The sequence below is a fragment of the Acinetobacter sp. YH12068_T genome (assembly GCF_024606005.1).
Taxonomy (GTDB): Bacteria; Pseudomonadota; Gammaproteobacteria; order Pseudomonadales; family Moraxellaceae; genus Acinetobacter; species Acinetobacter amyesii.
In genome coordinates this window covers 1,570,558-1,588,978 of record NZ_CP094555.1, presented here as the reverse complement: position 1 = coordinate 1,588,978, position 18,421 = coordinate 1,570,558, and the positions used below count along the sequence as shown (strand labels likewise).

The 18,421-nt window shown below is 42.7% G+C and carries 15 protein-coding genes; 7 read left to right on the top strand and 8 right to left on the bottom strand.

Features of this window, described 5'->3' with window-relative positions; all coding sequences use genetic code 11:
* The 7 genes from MST18_RS07690 to MST18_RS07660 all read right to left on the bottom strand — a co-directional run bounded on the left by MST18_RS07690 (position 1) and on the right by MST18_RS07660 (position 10,978).
* Positions 1-252, bottom strand: coding sequence for a MoaD/ThiS family protein (locus MST18_RS07690; protein ID WP_180133367.1), 252 nt, complete (start codon positions 250-252; stop codon positions 1-3).
* A 2-nt stretch (positions 253-254) separates the two neighbouring features.
* Positions 255-1,292: a GTP 3',8-cyclase MoaA gene (moaA, locus tag MST18_RS07685; RefSeq protein ID WP_180133368.1), complete on the bottom strand. Its 1,038-nt coding sequence runs from the start codon at positions 1,290-1,292 to the stop codon at positions 255-257.
* Between the two features lie 357 nt (positions 1,293-1,649).
* The gene (locus MST18_RS07680; RefSeq protein ID WP_373686669.1) at positions 1,650-2,273 is read right to left on the bottom strand and encodes a molybdenum cofactor guanylyltransferase; all 624 of its coding nucleotides are present in this window, start codon (positions 2,271-2,273) and stop codon (positions 1,650-1,652) included.
* Positions 2,273-5,065: a nitrate reductase gene (locus tag MST18_RS07675; RefSeq protein ID WP_180133370.1), complete on the bottom strand. Its 2,793-nt coding sequence runs from the start codon at positions 5,063-5,065 to the stop codon at positions 2,273-2,275. The genes MST18_RS07680 and MST18_RS07675 overlap by 1 nt, the downstream gene beginning before the upstream one ends.
* A gap of 226 nt (positions 5,066-5,291) precedes the next feature.
* Complete coding sequence (gene nirD, locus MST18_RS07670) at positions 5,292-6,902, bottom strand: nitrite reductase small subunit NirD (protein ID WP_180133371.1); 1,611 nt, start codon at positions 6,900-6,902, stop codon at positions 5,292-5,294.
* A 113-nt stretch (positions 6,903-7,015) separates the two neighbouring features.
* Positions 7,016-9,562 carry a nitrite reductase large subunit NirB gene (nirB, locus tag MST18_RS07665; protein ID WP_218955365.1) on the bottom strand — a complete coding sequence of 849 codons (2,547 nt, stop codon included), beginning with the start codon at positions 9,560-9,562 and terminating at the stop codon, positions 7,016-7,018.
* 66 nt (positions 9,563-9,628) lie between these two features.
* Entirely contained in the window at positions 9,629-10,978 is a 1,350-nt protein-coding gene (locus MST18_RS07660) for an MFS transporter (protein WP_180064070.1), read from the bottom strand.
* A gap of 445 nt (positions 10,979-11,423) precedes the next feature.
* Here MST18_RS07660 and MST18_RS07655 point away from each other — a divergent pair, with 445 nt between their 5' ends.
* Both MST18_RS07655 and MST18_RS07650 read left to right on the top strand, forming a co-directional pair.
* Positions 11,424-12,011: an ANTAR domain-containing response regulator gene (locus MST18_RS07655; protein ID WP_078193761.1), complete on the top strand. Its 588-nt coding sequence runs from the start codon at positions 11,424-11,426 to the stop codon at positions 12,009-12,011.
* A 3-nt stretch (positions 12,012-12,014) separates the two neighbouring features.
* On the top strand, positions 12,015-13,010 hold the full coding sequence (locus MST18_RS07650) for an ABC transporter substrate-binding protein (RefSeq protein WP_180133372.1): 996 nt from the start codon (positions 12,015-12,017) through the stop codon (positions 13,008-13,010).
* Between the two features lie 76 nt (positions 13,011-13,086).
* Here the strand turns inward: MST18_RS07650 and catM are convergent, their stop codons facing one another.
* A complete protein-coding gene (gene catM / locus MST18_RS07645; protein WP_180133373.1) occupies positions 13,087-14,010 on the bottom strand; it encodes a cis,cis-muconate-binding transcription regulator CatM in 924 nt (307 codons plus the stop codon).
* A gap of 103 nt (positions 14,011-14,113) precedes the next feature.
* Between catM and MST18_RS07640 the strand changes: the two genes are divergently transcribed.
* The 5 genes from MST18_RS07640 (at position 14,114) to pcaF (ending at position 18,375) form a co-directional block, all read left to right on the top strand.
* A complete protein-coding gene (locus MST18_RS07640; RefSeq protein WP_180133374.1) occupies positions 14,114-15,223 on the top strand; it encodes a muconate/chloromuconate family cycloisomerase in 1,110 nt (369 codons plus the stop codon).
* A gap of 20 nt (positions 15,224-15,243) precedes the next feature.
* Positions 15,244-15,534, top strand: a complete 291-nt coding sequence (gene catC, locus MST18_RS07635) for a muconolactone Delta-isomerase (protein ID WP_180102084.1) — start codon at positions 15,244-15,246, stop codon at positions 15,532-15,534.
* Between the two features lie 153 nt (positions 15,535-15,687).
* The gene (locus MST18_RS07630) at positions 15,688-16,374 is read left to right on the top strand and encodes a 3-oxoacid CoA-transferase subunit A (protein ID WP_180102083.1); all 687 of its coding nucleotides are present in this window, start codon (positions 15,688-15,690) and stop codon (positions 16,372-16,374) included.
* A gap of 19 nt (positions 16,375-16,393) precedes the next feature.
* Positions 16,394-17,044: a 3-oxoacid CoA-transferase subunit B gene (locus tag MST18_RS07625; RefSeq protein WP_078193766.1), complete on the top strand. Its 651-nt coding sequence runs from the start codon at positions 16,394-16,396 to the stop codon at positions 17,042-17,044.
* Between the two features lie 125 nt (positions 17,045-17,169).
* Positions 17,170-18,375, top strand: coding sequence for a 3-oxoadipyl-CoA thiolase (pcaF, locus tag MST18_RS07620; RefSeq protein ID WP_180133375.1), 1,206 nt, complete (start codon positions 17,170-17,172; stop codon positions 18,373-18,375).
* Positions 18,376-18,421 lie beyond the last annotated feature (46 nt).

The window sequence follows — 18,421 nt, the reverse complement described above, 5'->3', positions numbered from 1 at the left end:
TCAGCCTCCCGCCACAGGTGACAGCAGCACAACGGTGCTGTCCTGCACCAATGCGGTTTGCCTTGGCACAATATCTTCCCCAATGGCACAGGCGCAGCGTTCAAGCATGCTGAATGACTCCGGAAATTGATCTGTAACTTGCTTTAAAACCTCTGCAATTGATTGCTGTGCCAAGCAAGTCAGACTTAAATTCGCTGGCAGCAGGCGTTCAATAGCGCCAAAAGATTCTATTTTGATGGTGATCTGACTCATCATTAGCCTCCAATCATATGCATGCTGATTTTTCTAGATGGACTGGATTGAGCTGTTATGGCATGAAAGCCTTGCTCCTTCTGCCAAATATAACTGCCTAATTTTTGCTGCAAAGCCATTGCATCGAGCGGCATTAACTCTGTTGTTTTACTGCTTTTCAGCTGTTGAATTTCATGGCTGAGATTTAAACCTTTTCGGGCAAACAGGCAGTTAAAAAACTCGCCTTGCGCATTCAGTCTTAGACGGTCGCAGCTGCCGCAAAAAGAATTGCTGATGGTTGAAATAATACCTAGAGGTAAGCCGTTGATTAAGTAAGATCTGGCTGGTGACGCACCTTGACAGTGCACTGTTTGCACTTCAAAAACAGTATTGAGTTTATCCAGTATGTCTTGTTCGGTAACGACCGCAGCTTTAGACCAGTTTTGATCACCATCCAGCGGCATAAACTCGATAAACCGCAGTTCGAAACCTTGTTGCAGCGCCCATTTTGTTAATGGAATGATTTGCTGTTCATTTAGAGCTTTCATTAACACAGCATTGATTTTTATTTCAAAGCCCGCTTGCTGAGCAGCTTCAATCCCGTCTAATACAGGCTGTAATTGTTTTTGTGTCAGCTGGAAAAATTGCGCTTCATCCAAACTGTCCAAGCTGATATTTATGCCATCTAGGCCAGCTTGTTTTAGGGCCTGTGCATATTGCTTCAGATAATGTCCATTGGTTGTCATGGAAATACGTTTAAGGCCTAGCTTTCTGAGGTGCTGCAGCTGTTCAATAAAATGTACAACGCCTTGACGCATAAGAGGTTCACCGCCGGTGATCCGGATTTGATCAATCCCGCGCAGCACCATAAACTCACAAAAATTGTAAAGTGATTCAAAACTAAGAAGATTATGTTTTTTCATCCATTCAGGATGTTCAGGCATACAATAGACACATTTAAAATTACAGCGGTCTGTCACTGAAATGCGCAATTTGCGTTTTTCACGGCCAAACTGATCCTTAAAAATGGTCGCTGGCTGTAATTGTGTCATGCTGTTCATGTTTATCTTCCATGGTGCTGTCATTTGCCCTGTCTTAGATCAGTACAAATTTTGCGCCCTCTTTTCTTGCAGTAAAAATTGCAATAAGTGTTCCAACTTTGCGCTTTTTTGAATATTTATTTCAGAGGATTTGGTTTGTTTTTTTTGACACACAAAATCAATAACTTATAAATAACTAATAGCAATTAAAAATATAAATTGCCGTTAAGCCCATTATCTAAGGTATAAAAGCAGTCTGTTTTATCTCTAGATATCATGCTCAAAAGCTTCATATTGGCTGTAGATTTTCTCTCTGGGTTCAAAAACAGCACATTAGGCTCATTATTTGAAAGGAAAGCTCCGCAAAAGGTACAGCTTTTAGAGAAAATTCAGCTGACGGTGCTGCTGCAGCTCATCTAGAGAGTTAATGCTGTGAAAAAAGAGTGCATGGTTCTGAAAACGTGCAACTTGCATGTGCATTTTACTAAAACACCCCTTCAAACTGCGCTGTTTTTGATCAAGATGCACCTGCAGCATTGTGAGACTGCTTCGTTTCAGCAAACAAAATGGATACAGCGCTTTGCCATTAATTTCCACTACAGCTACTTCACACAAGGGATCCCGCTGCATGGCCTGATGCAATCTCGAAAGCACTTTCTTCGGGATATAGGTCACATCGCACGGGACAAACAAAACATAATCAGACTCAACATGTGACCACGCGCTTTTCATCCCCATCAATGGCCCTAAAAATCCGGCTTCATCATCTTGATAAAAGCGGATCGAGGGAATGAGCCGTTTATAAATCGAATGATCGCGATGGCTGTTGATCCAGACATTTTCAGCCCGTGATTTCAACTGCTGATGAATCTTAATCAGCTGAATTTCATTATCAAATTTTTGCAGCACTTTATTCATGCCGTTCATTCTGCGGGCCTGACCGCCCGCCAAAATAACCAAGTCTGTTTCTGGATAGCCTACTGATTTGGTGATTTTCTTCATCATTCTGCGTACTCCGTCCGACAGGCTTTAATTAAGCCTCGAATTTCTGATAAGCACGAACCGCAATTGCCGCCAGCCTTTAAACATGCAGTAACTTGTTTTTCATGGCTAATATTCTTTTCTTTAATGGTTTCGATAATGGTATTTTTACCGACTTTAAAGCAGCTGCACACCAGCGGACCTGCACTGTTGGTCATGTTCATCGGCTGACCTGCAAGCAGCGCTTTGCGGTGCATTGCGCTTAGTCGTTCACGCTTAAACATGCCAGCAATCCAATCACGGTCTGGCAGCATAGAGCGTTGCGCAATATATAGACTGGCAATTAAATGCCCATCTTGCAGCACCACGGTATGACTCAAATCGGCAGTTTGATCTTCCAAATTCAGCCATTCAAAGCTTTCATCGGTAAATGGCAGTAATGTTTTCAGCTGCTGAACTGTGTTTCTAAATTTTTTACGATCTGCCAACTCAAAACGTGTCGCTTTCGCTGTTTTAATTTTGGTCCACCACACCGTGTTTTGAATGGTGTTTTGCACCATTTGCTCAAAGCCGTCACGTACATACAGTACACCTTGCCACTGTGTATAAAACGGCTGTACAAATACAGGTGTATGTTTAAATTCAGGCTCACCAGATAGTGCATCGACCACAGGATTCACCACTTTGCCAATACGCGCATCCGATGCGACTTGGTCATTCCAATGAATTGGCGCAAAAATTTGACCGCGTCGAATTTTACTGCTGACCTGTGCACGTAAAATACATAAGCCCCAGTTAGATTTCACCTCAACCAGTTCACCATCTTTAACACCAAACTTCAGTGCATCTTGCGGGTGTATTTCACAAAATGGTTCGGCGATATGTGTACTCAAGTTTGCAGATAAACCCGTACGGCTCATGGTGTGCCATTGATCACGGATACGGCCAGTATTTAAAACCAGCGGATATTCGCCGCAAATCTTGTTCAAAGGGTCAATAGCGGTTGTTGCTACAAACTTAGCTTTGGCATCCGCATGGCTGAATTGGCCTGCTGCAAACAAACGGCTGACTGCATCAGCGCTCTGATCTAACTGCCAAACTGGCCATTGCACGGGCTTTAATTCAGCATAATCTTGTGCAGATAACTTACTTAAACCCTGCAAATTAAAGTAGCGAAAAGACTCAGTGGTATCACGTTGATCTAAAGGCGCATTTTGATAAGCAGATAATTTTGCATGTTCAATAAATATGTCATAGCTGCTGCTGTAGTCAAAACCGCTATAACCCATCTTTTTCGCAACTTGTGCAATAGACCACCAGTCTGCTCTGGCTTCACCCGGCGCATCTAAAAAAGCAGTTTGACGTGAAATACGGCGTTCAGAATTGGTAACGGTTCCGTCTTTTTCACCCCAGCCCAATGCAGGTAAAAGCACATCTGCATATATTGCTGTGTCTGTGTCTTTGCAAATATCCGACACCACTACAAACTCGCATTGCTCTAAGGCACGTTTGACTTGATCTGCATTTGGCAAGCTAACTACAGGATTAGTAGCCATAATCCAGATGACTTTTATTTTGCCGCTTTCAACCGCCTGAAACAGATCAACCGCTTTTAATCCCGCTTTATTGGCAATAAATGGACTTTGCCAAAACGCTTGTACTAATGCCTGATGCGCCGTGTTATCGACATCTAAGTGCGCAGCCAGCATATTGGCTAAGCCGCCAACCTCGCGGCCACCCATTGCATTGGGCTGACCTGTCATAGAAAAAGGCGCTGCACCTAATTTTCCGATTTTGCCTGTAAGTAAATGGCAATTAATAATACTGTTGGCTTTGTCTACACCGCGCGAAGACTGATTAACCCCCATCGAAAATAGCGACATAACTTTGTCAGTTTGCGCAAATTTTTCAAAAAATAGCTGTAATTTTTCTAAAGAAATACCTGTACGTTCAGCAACTGCTGTCATAGAAGTTTCTGTTTCACTTTGCTCCAGCGCTTGCATCAAACCTTGAGTATGTTTGGTGATAAAATCTACATCACTATGATTATTTTGTACTAAATACTGCAGCAAACCGTTGAACAGTGCGACATCTTGCCCCGGTAAAATTGGCAAATGCAAATCTGCAGCCTCACAGGTACTGGTAAAGCGCGGATCAATGACCACCACGAACAAATCACGTTCTTCTTTGGCTTTCATAATGCGCTGATACAGCACGGGATGGCACCATGCTGTATTGGATCCGACCAGCACCACCATCTCTGTATGCTCAAAGTCTTCATAGCTTGCTGGTACAAGGTCTTCACCAAATGCACGCTTATGTGCCGCCACAGCCGATGACATGCAAAGCCGTGAATTGGTGTCAATATTTGCAGTACCTAAATAGCCTTTGACAAATTTGTTAACGGCATAGTAATCCTCCGTCAGCAGTTGGCCCGACACATAAAAAGCGATGCTTTCACGTCCGTAAAGATCTATACATTGCTGAATTTTTTCGGCAATCAGTGCTGTTGCTGTGTTCCAATCTGTAGCCTGACGAGTATGAAATGGTGATGTTTGACGCCCAAGCATCGGCTGTAAAACACGTGTTTCTAATCCAATCGTATCGGCTAAGTTACTGCCTTTAATGCACAGCTTGCCATAGTTTGATGGATGGTTCGCATCGCCAGTCACGCTCACTTTTTGCCCTAAAGCTGTCTGTTCAACTGTTGCGCTCACGCCGCAGCCGACACCGCAATATGGACAAGTGGTTTGCGTTGTTTTAATTTTATTTTCTGTGGAGCTATGCAGTTCCACTATCGGGATGCTATTCACTTCTGCTGGCTCCTTTTCCAATTCTAACGAGGTATTGCAATAATTTTTAATATTAGACTACTTGCATAAGTAGATTTTTAATCAACACTTAATTCACATAGGAAGTTCCCTCTCCTTTTAAAGGATGAGGAACATAGTTCCGCAAGTGGGAGAGGATTTATATGAAAAGCCCCCTCATCCTAACCTTCTCCCAGTGGGAGAAGGGACTTTCAAAATTAAAGACGCATCACCCTGCTTTCTTTAATGCAAAATCCTTACCAAACAGCAATTTGTTTCGGATACTTGAAATTGGAGTTTGATCTGAAATCAATTCTGCATACCATGCCCCGTCTTCAGTATCGCCAAACAGCACAGCACCAATCACTCTATCTTTTTGAATAATAATGCGTTTATAGATTTGGCGTTTTTCATCATTCAAAATAATGTCTTCAAAATCATCCAACGGTTCAAAGTTGCCTGCAGAAAAAACATCACAGCCGCTGACTTTTAACTGCGTCGGAACCGTAGGCGCTTTGAAGGTTAAGCTGCCATGTTCGGCCAAATGCGATGCACAAATGAATGCCTGTCCCCAAAGCGGTTCAACTAAACCGAAAGTTTGGCTTCGGTGTTCAATACATTCACCCACCGCATAAATACTCGGATCAAAAGTTTGCATGGTGTCATTCACCATGACACCGCGGCCGCAGCGCAGTCCTGCACTTTGCGCAAGCTCAATATTCGGACGAATACCCACCGCAAAAACCACAAGATCTGCATCTAAAACAGTACCGTCTTGCAAACGCAGCTGCTTCACATGGCCATCTTCACCCATCAACTCTTGGGTATTTGCTGAGGTCATGATTTTTATACCTTTTTGTTCAATCGCATGATTGAGCATTAAGCTGGCTTTTTCATCTAACTGACGGTCCATAATACGATCCATCAAATGCAGTACTGTGACATTCATGCCACGCTGTTTCAGGCCATACGCAGCCTCTAGGCCAAGTAAACCGCCGCCAATCACCACTGCATTTTGCTTAGATTTACAGTAATCCAGCATGCGGTTTACATCATAAATATCACGGAAGCTGAGAACACCTTTTAAGTCAGTTCCCGGTATTGGCGGAATAAACGGCTTAGAACCTGTCGCTAAAATCAGACGGTCATAATCGATGACCAAGCCTTTTTCTGTGTATACCTGCTTACGCGGACGGTCTATGCGTACCGCCGCATCACCTGCTACAAAACGGATATTTTTGTCTTTATACCAAGCATGTGAGTGCAGCATGATATCTTCAATGGTTTTATCACCTGAAAGCACAGGTGAAAGCATAATTCGGTTGTAATTACCCCAAGGTTCTTCGCCTATGACTGTAATTTCATAACGCTCTAGCGCCATATCCAGCAGATCTTCTAAGCAACGCATACCTGCTAAGCCATTGCCGACCAAAACAAGTTTCATCAACTCAGACGATGGCGCGTTATTGGTAATATAGGTTTTTTGAGCAGTTGGACTAATCAGCACACGGCCATTTTCAATTTTGCTTGGAAAAACCAAGAGTTTTTGGTATTTATCTTCTAAGCAGCGTCCAGTAGCAAGGCTGAAATGCTGTTTATAAATGGGTGATGCCACAACACGCTCACCCTGCAAGTCACCAATAATACCGCGGGACATAACATAGGCTTGACTAAACGGATCTTGATTGCTCAGTGCATAAACCCGCTTTTCTTCACCGACACGGAATATCGCAATTTGCTGATTTTCAATCAGTGCGCCCACACCTGTATTTGGCGTAATATCTTCTAATGCACAAACATCAAACCAGTCTAAATCATTCATTTCTTTTAAAATTGTCATATTCTTCATCCTTTTTTAAACTTCTTTTAGTTCACCATCTTTCGTTTCCGCTTTAACGAGAAACCGAATAAGGATGTAAATCAAATAAAAGAAGTTTTAAATTCGTTATTCTCTTAAGCTTCAACCACTGGAATGCGTGACGAATCGCGTTCAGCTTCTGTTTTGGGTCTGATTTGACCGCGAACGGATGCAAACTGAATATGCGGATCATTTTGCTGTTCTGCTTTTGCATTCACGAAAGTCACAAAGCGTTTACGTACTTCAGGATCTTCTACAGCAGTACGCCATTCATCTTGATATGTACCCACAACATGGCTCATACGGCGTTCAAGTTCACCCGCTACGCCAAGCGAATCATTCACAACGACATCTTTCAGGTAATCTAAACCGCCTTCCATGTTGTCGCGCCATACAGAAGTACGCTGCAAACGGTCTGCTGTTTGAATGTAGAACATAAAGAAACGGTCAATGTATTTGATCAATGTTTGCGTATCTAAGTCTGATGCCAAAAGCTCTGCGTGACGTGGCTTCATACCGCCATTGCCGCATACATAAAGGTTCCAGCCCTTTTCTGTCGCAATCACGCCCACATCTTTACTTTGCGCCTCAGCACATTCACGGGTACAACCCGACACAGCCATTTTCAGTTTGTGCGGTGAGCGAAGGCCTTTGTAGCGGTTCTCTAAATAAATCGCCAAGCCGACTGAATCGTCCACGCCATAACGGCACCAAGTACTGCCGACACAAGATTTCACCGTACGCAGTGATTTGCCGTAGGCATGGCCAGACTCAAAACCAGCAGCAATCAATTTTTCCCAGATTTCAGGCAGTTGATGCACTTGTGCACCAAACATATCAACACGCTGACCGCCTGTAAGTTTAGTATATAGACCATATTCTTTGGCAATTTGACCCACGGCAATTAATCCGTCCGGAGTAACTTCACCGCCAGCCATACGAGGTACTACTGAATATGAACCGTCTTTTTGAATATTGCCGAGGTAGTAGTCATTACTGTCTTGCAAGCCCGCATGGCTTGGTTTAAGTACAAAGTCATTCCAGCATGACGCTAGGATATTGGCTGCCGTCGGTTTACAGATATCACAGCCTAATCCATGGCCATGCTGTTGAATCAGGTCATCAAAGGTTTTGATTTCATTCACACGTACCAAGTGATAGAGCTCTTGGCGTGAATAAGCAAAGTGTTCACATAAATGGTTATTTACAGTTACACCTTGGCGCTGAAGCTCCGATTTAAGTACTTGAGTGACTAATGGCGCACAGCCGCCGCAAGCTGTTGCAGCTTTAGTACATTTTTTCAATGCGCCTAAAGAAGTCGATCCGTCAGCAATGGCTGAACAAATATCTGCTTTAGAGACGTTGTTACATGAACAAATCGTTGCGCTGTCTGGCAGCAGATCGACACCGCTTCCGCCCGATTTACCTGCAGATTGTGCATAACCAGGCATGATTAGGCTTTCTGGGCTTTCTGGAACTTCTAAGCCATTCAGCATCATTTGCAGCAGGTCATTGTATTCTTTAGCACAGCCCACCAATACTGCACCTAGCAGCTTAGTTTTCTCTGCATTCACGACAATTTTTTTATAAACCTGAGCTGCTTCATCTGCATAGAAATAGCTTAAAGAATTTGGTGTCATTGCATGCGCATCGCCTACAGATGCAACATCAACTCCCATCAGTTTCAGCTTGGTGCTCATATCTGCACCAGCGAAAAGCGTGCAGTTTTGTTCCATCACATGCTTTGCTGCAATACGTGCCATGTCATAGCCCGGCGCAACTAGGCCATAAATTTTATTTTGCCAAAGCGCACATTCACCAATTGCATAAATGTCAGGGTTTGAAGTTTGGCAATAATCGTTAATTACAATACCGCCACGCTCACCAATGGCTAAACCACTTTGGCGCGCTAATTCATCGCGTGGGCGGATACCTGCAGAGAATAAGATGATGTCGGTTTCCAGTTCAGAACCATCACCAAACTTCATTACATGCTTCGCATTTGCACCGTCTTCAATGCAAGATGTTGCTTTTTGCGTATGGACTTTAACACCTAGATTTTCAATTTTCGAGCGTAAAACTTTACCGCCTAGATCATCAATCTGAACTGCCATTAAGCGTGGTGCAAATTCAACAACATGGGTTTCTAAGTTTAAATCACGCAGCGCTTTTGCTGCTTCTAAACCCAATAAACCGCCGCCGATCACCACACCTGTTTTAGCATTGAAGCTTGCGGCACGGATGGCATCCAAGTCTTCAATGGTACGGTACACAAAGCAGTTTTCACGCTCATTGCCTGGAATTGGCGGCACAAATGCATATGAACCTGTTGCGAGCACCAGCTTGTCAAAAGAAAGAATATCACCGTGATTGGTCGTGACCGTTTTATTACGCTGATCAATTTCAACCGCTTTGGTGCTCAGGCGTAAATCTATACCGTATGCATCAGCAAAGTCGCTGCGGCACAGGGTTAAGTCTTTCGCTGACTTGCCGCTGAAGTATTCAGTTAAATGCACACGGTCATAAGCAAGACGCGGCTCTTCAGCTAAAATGGTTAATTCAACATCATCACCTGCGTGTTCCAGTACAGATTCGATAAACTTGTGGCCAACCATGCCATGTCCAATCATGATGATTTTCATATTCTTACTCCGCAATATTTTTTTTGTTTGCCTCTAAACCGCGATGTTTAGAGGCAACGTTCAGTATTAGTTTTGAGCTTCAGCTAAATTTCGTTCATTTACAGCTTGTTCAAATAAGCGCTGTTCTTTTTCTTTATGCTCTACAGAGAAGCGGATCATCAGCACACAGCTTGCAGCAATCACCACCAAACCGCCAAGCACCATCAGCGTGGTTTGAATATCCAACATGCCTTTAAGCAAGAATCCTGCAGCTACCGCACCAACGTTACCGCCTGCGCCGATAATGCCTGCCACGCCGCCTAAAGCATCACGGTCAATGAATGGCACCAAGGCATAGGTTGCGCCGCACGCCATATGGGTGAAGAGCGCAAAGACTGTCATGGCAAGAATGGCGAAGATTGGCGTGCTCATTTGCGAGAACAGTATTAAAAACAGTCCTTCTAGCAGAATCATCGCAAACAGAACTTTGGTACGGCCATCTAAGCCTTTTTTAGTCGCGACTTTGTCTGAAACAATGCCGCCTAGCGCGCGGGCAAACAGTGCAAGCAAACCAAAAATACCTGCTGCCATACCTGCTTCTTTTAATCCAAAGCTGAAGTGGTCGACGTAGTACATTGCTACAATGTTGTGAATAAAGATTTCAATACCGAAGCAAGCTGCGTAAGCGCCAAATAGAATCCATACACGGTAATTGCGCGCTGCATGCATTAGAATTGCCAAGCCGCCTTTTTTGTCACTGCCAACACTGATGCCTTGTTCGCGAAGTTCTTTAAAGTTGCCTTGCGGACAGTCTTGTGTGAACTTCCAGTAAAGCGCACCAACAATCAGCATCATCACACCCGGTACAATCAGTGCAATTCTCCAGCCCATTGCTTGCTCTACACCAAACATAACGAGTGCGCCAAGCAGTAAAGGCATTAAGGCTTGAGTTGCACCGCCGCCTGCATTGCCCCAGCCTGCGGTTGCCGCATTGGCTGTACCCACGACATTAGGCGCAAACATAATGCTGGTGTGGTATTGCGTGATGACAAAGCTTGCGCCGATCGCACCGATCAGCAAGCGGAAGAAAAGAAAAGATTCATAGCTATTCGCAGATGCAACCCCAAAGACTGGGATGCTGCCGACAATTAATAATGCTGTGTAGGTCTTACGCGGGCCATATTTATCACATAAAGGGCCGACAATCAGGCGGACTAAAATCGTGATTGCAACCGCAGCAATATTAATATTGGCAATTTGATCTTTAGTCAGGTGAAATTCGCCTGCAATCACTGGCATCAACGGTGCACAGGCAAACCATGCAAAGAAGCAAACAAAGAATGCGAGCCAACTCATGTGAAAGGCCCGCATTGCTGCTGAAGAAAAATTAAATAGACTTATTTTTGTGGCTTTTTTGGCATTTAAATTTGAAGACATAACCTTCTCCTGACTGAACTGAACGCATGAATTACTCGGTTATGTCGCTAACACATAACAGAGTCGATCAGAACGGACGTCGTTGGCCGTCTAACAAATTTTTAGAGTCTTCTTTGACTCAATATGTATTAAGCACGAGCCGTGCCAAGTTTTTATTTTCGACGTCAATTCATCTTTACATTGCGGCTTTGAACGCCGACTTGTCAGAAATTAAGCGAATTAAGGTAAATAGATAGTCAATGTGCCTATAGTGATGCGACTGAATGTTCAAGCGTGGTTCAGCCCTGCACAAGATCAGTGCATGGAAATGGTTCAATTTAAAAATGTGCATATAACAATGTTCAAATTTAGAAGCAGATTTATATTTTGTATTGCCTTTAGATTTGGCATCTAATTTGCTTAGAAAGCTCAATACGTATCTGTTTGGCTCTGTCTGAGTGTTTGCATGCCAAAACTAAAAATAGCCCTGATTGATGATGATCAAGAACGCGCTGAATTTATTCAAGCCTCATTAATTCAGCATGACTTTGATGTGGTCGCCAGTTTTATAATTGATCATTTAAATATGTCATATCTGCAAAATATTCAGGCAGATGTGATTTTATTGGATATGGATCACCCGCATCGCGATGTCATTGAAAGCTGTGTCAGTCAATTTGACTTACCGACTGTTCTGTTCACTAAAAATTCGAGTCGAGAAATTATCCGAAGCGCGATTGATGCAGGTGTCACGGCTTATATTGTCGATGGCATTGACCCTGCACGTTTGAATAGCATTTTAGAAATTTCAATTGAACAATATAAAAAGCATAAAAAACTGCTGAATGATTTGGCTGAAACCAAGTGCAAATTGGCCGATCGAAAAGATATTGAAAAAGCCAAAGTGCTTTTAATACAAATGCATGGATTAACCGAAGATCAAGCATTTAATTTGCTGAGAAAAAATGCCATGAGTCACCGTATGACAATGGGTGAAATGGCGCGCCGACTGCTTGATGCGCAAGCACTGTTACAGTCTCAATTTAAGGAATAAACCATGCAAAAGCTTGAAAAAACTGATATTCAATTGGGCTATATTCCTTTACTGGACTGTGTTGCTTTGCTCTGGGCAGAACATCAAGGATATTTTGCTGAACAAGGGTTAAATGTCAAACTGACTCAAGAACCGTCTTGGGCAAGTTTACGCGACCGTCTAGCTTTTGGTTTTTTAGATGCTGCCCATTGTTTATCGGCCATGCTGCCTGCGTCTGTGACGGGAAAAGATCATCTCGGCATTCCCTTACAAACCTCTCTTACACTCAGTACTAATTGTGCTTATATTAGTTTGAGTCAAAAGCTGTGCTATGAATTAAATATCAATGCTTTGGATCTTCCAAAAAATTCAGCAGAGAAAATCGTATCTGCGGTAAAACAGAATCAAACGATTCAGTTGGCGCATGTTTTTCAGCATTCGATTCATCATTATATTTTAAGAGAATGGCTGGCACTTGCCGACACGGAACTCGCTCAAACGCAAACGTTTTCAACTTTACCACCGCCTTATATGGTCGAAGCAATATCAACGCAACAAATTGATGTATTCTGTGTCGGAGAGCCGTGGAATACGCAAGCTGAAATACAAGGCTATAGTCGTATTATCGTCAATAGCCAAGATATTATTGATCATATTCCAGATAAAGTTTTAGCTTTTACCCATGATTGGGCAGAAAAACATCCTAATACCTTAAACGCAATCAATCTTGCCATCCAAAAAGCCCAAAACGATCTGCTTCAACAAACGCATTTTTCTGAAATATTTTCTTTGTTAAAGCAATATCACATCATCCGTTTTGATTGTTCTGAGCAGATTCACGTCGAGGCTTTTCATCGGATCAAAAACATCATTCAAAATTTTGGTAAGACCCAAGCGCCACAAACGTCAGATTTTGAATGGATGATTCAAAAAATGCAGCAATACGATCAATTAAATATTGAAAATGAAAAGGTTATTGAAATAGCTCAGTCTTGTATTTATCAGGATGCTTTGGGCTGAAGTGATTGATATTCCATAAGACTCTATCATCTGAATAGTGGATTTTATGAAATATCAATCATGAAACATTGATTAGTTATGCATCTGCATCGATGGCGCGCAGATCGATATTTTCTTCAACAAAGACTTCACGAATGCAATCCAATATCTTTGGAATGTAATTACTATGATCCATATTGCGCACCGACAAAGAGATTGGACTATAGGCTTCCAAATCTAAGATTGGGATATACATCAAATTTTTCATGCCAATATCACTGGCACTTTCAGGGATCAGAGAAATGCCCTCTCCCGACGCCACCAAGCCCAAAGCCATATGAATTTCACGCACTTCGGTTAAATGTTTAGGTACAAGTCCTAACTCGGTAAAAATGGATTGGATAAGGGTAGAAAAATTCGGTTTAGGTGTTGTTGGATAGGCAAAAATTGGTTCATCTAAAATTTGAGAAAGATAAATGCCTTTGTCTTTATATTCAGCCAAATGATGATTTTTATGAATAGCTAAACGTAGCGCTTCTTTTCTTAATAAAACACGTTTAATGGACGGATCGGTTAATCGAAGTCGTCCAAAACCAATATCGATTCGACCGGTTTTTAAGGCTTCAATCTGATCGCGTGTACCACATTCTATGAGTTCAACATGAATATCTGGGTTACGTTGTCGAAATAGATAAATAATTTGCGGCAATAATGCGTATAAAAGCGAACTGACATAACCAATGCGGACAGTTTTATCGACGGCATTAATCCGCTGTGCCATGGTTGTGGCCTGGGCGGTATGCGTCAATATCTGCACAGCATGCTCATAAAAGAACATACCTGCTTCTGTGGTTTTCACGGGTCTAGAACCACGCTCAAACAAGGTAATCCCCAGCTCTTCTTCAAGTTTTTGAATTTGGCGGCTCAAAGGTGGCTGAGCAATACATAATTTTTCTGCTGCCTTGGTAATACTTTGCTCTTCAACCACGGTGACAAAGTAACGTAAGTGCCTTAATTCCATTTATATACCTTTTAAGTATCTAAAAATACCAAAATCGCTCTAGTTAAAGATTTTACATTAAATTAGGGTATATAAATAGTTGGATAGATAAGAAATACGCAAGATGTATAAGTCGATTGAAACCCTGCTCGTGGAAATCCCAACAATCCGTCCGCACAAGATGGCTGTTGCAACCATGCAAACGCAAACCCTTGTTTTGATTAAAATCACTACCGAAGATGGTTATATCGGTTGGGGTGAAGCGACGACGATTGGTGGTCTAGGCTATGGTGAAGAAAGCCCTGAAAGCATTCGTACCAATATTGAAACTTATTTTAGTCCTTTACTGAAAACCCTCACTGGTTTGAATGTTGCTCAAACCATGCAAGCCATTAAACGTAATATTAACGGCAATCGCTTTGCTAAATGTGCCATTCAAACGGCGCTACTCGATATTTTGGCGCAGCGTTTAAATCAGCCTTTGAGTGAAGTATTGGGCGGTCGCTTACGTGATAGCTTACCAGTTCTTTGGGTACTTGCATCTGGCAATACAGAAAAAGACATTGCCGAAGCACAAAAAATGATTGCGGCAAAACGACATAATATTTTCAAACTTAAAATCGGTTCACGCCCCGTTGAAGCTGATGTTGAGCATGTTTTAGCCATCAAAAAAGCGTTAGGTTCAGACATTTCTATCCGTGTGGATGTTAACCGTGCATGGTCTGAACTAGATGCCATTAAAGGCATTCAATTGTTACAAGATGGTGGTGTTGATCTGATTGAGCAGCCTTGCGCGATCGATAACATTGACGCGATGCGCCGTTTAACTCGTCGTTTTGATATAGCCATTATGGCAGATGAATCACTGATGGGCCCGCAAACGGCATATCAACTTGCGCGGCACAATTCTGCATCTGTTTTTGCAGTCAAAGTTGCACAGTCTGGCGGTTTAATCGAAGGCTGTGAGGTTTCTAAAATCGCCAAACTTGCGGGTATCGATTTATATGGTGGAACCATGCTTGAAGGCCCTGTGGGCACTATTGCATCGGCACATGCATTTTCTACATTTGACAATTTAGCTTATGGCACAGAGCTTTTTGGTCCATTGCTGCTAACTGAAGAAATTTTAAAAACCCCACTTCAATATCAAGATTTCGAACTCAAGATTCCGACCACAGCGGGTTTAGGGATTAAAATTGATGAAAACAAAATTGATGACTTACGTCGCAAATAACATTTAGCTAGGAGTGAGAAATGCTTTTCCAAGTACGCATGGATGTCAATATTCCATTAGATATACCAGTCGAAAAAGCCAATGAAATTAAAGCTGTAGAAAAAGCTTATTCACAAGATCTACAACGTCAAGGCAAATGGCGTCATATCTGGCGCATTACCGGTCAATATTCAAATATTAGTATTTTTGATGTTGAAAGCAATGAAGAGTTACACAACATTTTACAAGGGCTTCCCCTTTACCCGTATATGAATATTGAAGTTATGGCTTTAAATCGTCATCCCTCTTCTATTCGCAGTGATGACAGCTGATGCGATTGGATTCCAATTGTGTAGCACATAGTTGGAATCCATTTTATGCATTTTTAAGTTTGTAAATATTTGAAATAAAAGATTATCTGCCTTGCATGACTGAAGTGGTTAGTCAGGTAAATAGTTTTATCGTTCTTGATGAAGGATCGTAGCATGATTGATAAAAGTACCGCTTCCTTAACAGAAGCACTTTCTCAAATTAAGGATGGATCAACCATTATGATCGGCGGCTTCGGTACGGCTGGTCAGCCTGCTGAACTGATTGATGGATTGATAGAACGTGGCATCAAAGATCTCATCATCGTCAACAACAATGCAGGTAATGGTGACTATGGACTTGCTAAATTACTCAAAGCTGGTGCTGTCCGTAAGATGATTTGTTCTTTCCCTCGCCAATCCGACTCTTGGGTGTTCGATGAATTATATCGTGCAGGAAAAATAGAACTTGAGCTTGTACCACAAGGTAATTTGGCTTGCCGTATTCAGGCTGCAGGTATGGGGTTGGGTCCAATTTATACACCAACAGGTTTTGGTACGTTGTTGGCAGAAGGCAAACCTACACTCAATTATGAAGGCAAAGATTTTGTTCTCGAAAATCCAATTAAGGCCGATTTTGCTTTAATCAAAGCACATCAGGGCGACCGCTGGGGCAACTTGGTTTACAACAAATCAGCGCGTAATTTTGGCCCCATTATGGCCATGGCGGCAGATGTGACGATTGCTCAAGTCTCAGAAGTGGTTGAACTTGGTGCATTGGACCCAGAGCACATTATTACCCCTGGCATTTTTGTACAACATGTTGTGGCTGTTCAACCTGCACAGCTTGAGCAATCTGCATAAATCACGTGAGGAAAGAACCATGAGCTATACCAAATTAACCCGTGATCAAATTGCAGAACGTGTTGCACAAGATATTCCAGATGGCGCTTATGTCAATTTAGGCATTGGCTTGCCCACTAAAATTTCAAATTATTTACCAACAGACAAAGATGTTTTTCTACATTCAGAAAATGGCCTTTTGGCTTTTGGTCCTCCTCCGGCTAAAGGCGAAGAAGACCCTGAATTAATTAATGCAGGAAAAGAGTTTGTCACTATGCAAACGGGTGGCTGCTTTTTTCATCACGGTGACTCTTTTGCCATGATGCGTGGCGGTCATTTAGATATTGCAGTATTAGGCGCTTTTCAGGTTGCCCAAAATGGTGACTTAGCAAATTGGCATACTGGTGCGCCAGATGCAATTCCTGCTGTAGGTGGTGCAATGGATTTGGCTGTTGGGGCGAAAAAAGTCTTTATTACTACAGACCATGTGACCAAAAAAGGTGAACCGAAAATTGTCGCTGAATTGTCATACCCTGCGACAGGCCTGCAATGTGTCGATCGTATTTACACAGATTTGTGCGTCATTGATGTAACAGTTGAAGGCATGAAAGTCATTGAAAAAGTTGAGGGTCTGAGCTTTGACGAATTACAGTCAATGACCGGTGCAAAGCTGATAGATACGACAGCATAAAGCAAAAAGTCCCTCCTTGATTAAAGGAGGGATTTAGGGAGGATTAATATTCAAAAATTAACTTCCTGTAAATCCCTCCCAACCTCCCGTTAAAAGGGAGGAGCTGAGTTTTTAGGATTTATAAAATGAAAAATGCCTATGTTATTGATGCAATCCGTACCCCTTTCGGTCGCTATGCGGGCGGTTTAGCAGCAATGCGTACCGACGACCTAGGTGCCTTACCTATCAAGGCACTGATGCAGCGAAATCCAAGTATTGCTTGGGAGTCTGTTGATGACGTGATTTACGGCTGTGCGAACCAAGCCGGTGAAGATAACCGTAATGTTGCACGAATGTCGTCGCTACTCGCAGGTGTACCTTTTCAAGTTCCTGCTACAACTGTGAACCGACTTTGTGGTTCATCACTTGATGCAATTGCGATGGCAGCCCGTGCAATTAAAGCAAATGAAGCAGACTTAATTATTGCTGGCGGTGTTGAAAGTATGTCCCGTGCGCCCTTTGTTATGGGTAAATCGGAAAGTGCTTATGGACGCAGCCAAAAGATTGAAGACACCACCATGGGCTGGCGTTTTATCAATCCAATACTCAAACAAATGTATGGCGTAGAAACCATGCCTCAAACTGCTGAAAATGTGGCAGAACAATTCAACATTAACCGTGCTGATCAAGATGCTTTTGCCTTAGAAAGTCAGCGCCGTACAGCCGCTGCACAGACCAATGGTTTTTTTGAGAAAGAAATCATCCCTGTCGTCATTCCACAGCGTAAAGGCGACCCACTGATAGTCGATACAGATGAGCATCCACGCGCATCGACGACAGCAGAAGGCTTGGCAAAACTCAAACCTGTGGTGAAAGTAGATGGTACGGTAACTGCGGGCAACGCTTCAGGGATCAATGATGGTGCAGCTGCACTGCTGATTGCTTCAGATGATGCTGTCAACAAATATAAGTTGAAGCCACGGGCCAAAATTATTGCAGCAACGGTGGTGGGTGTTGAACCCAAAATCATGGGCTTTGGTCCTGCGCCTGCCATAAAAAAGTTGTTAGCTCAAACAGGTCTAAGCCTTGAACAAATGGATGTTATCGAGCTGAATGAAGCTTTTGCGGCTCAAGCCTTAGCTGTTACCCGTGAACTAGGTTTGGAAGATGGTGCTAAACATGTCAATCCAAACGGTGGCGCTATTGCTTTGGGGCATCCTTTAGGTGCATCTGGAGCCCGTTTAGTTATGACTGCGTTAAATCAGCTTGAGGAAATTTCAGGTCAATATGCCCTCTGTTCGATGTGCATTGGTGTCGGTCAAGGCATCGCTTTGATTATTGAACGTGTTTAATCCTCAATAAAAGTCCTCCTTCTGATAGGGGGATTTAGGAAATTTA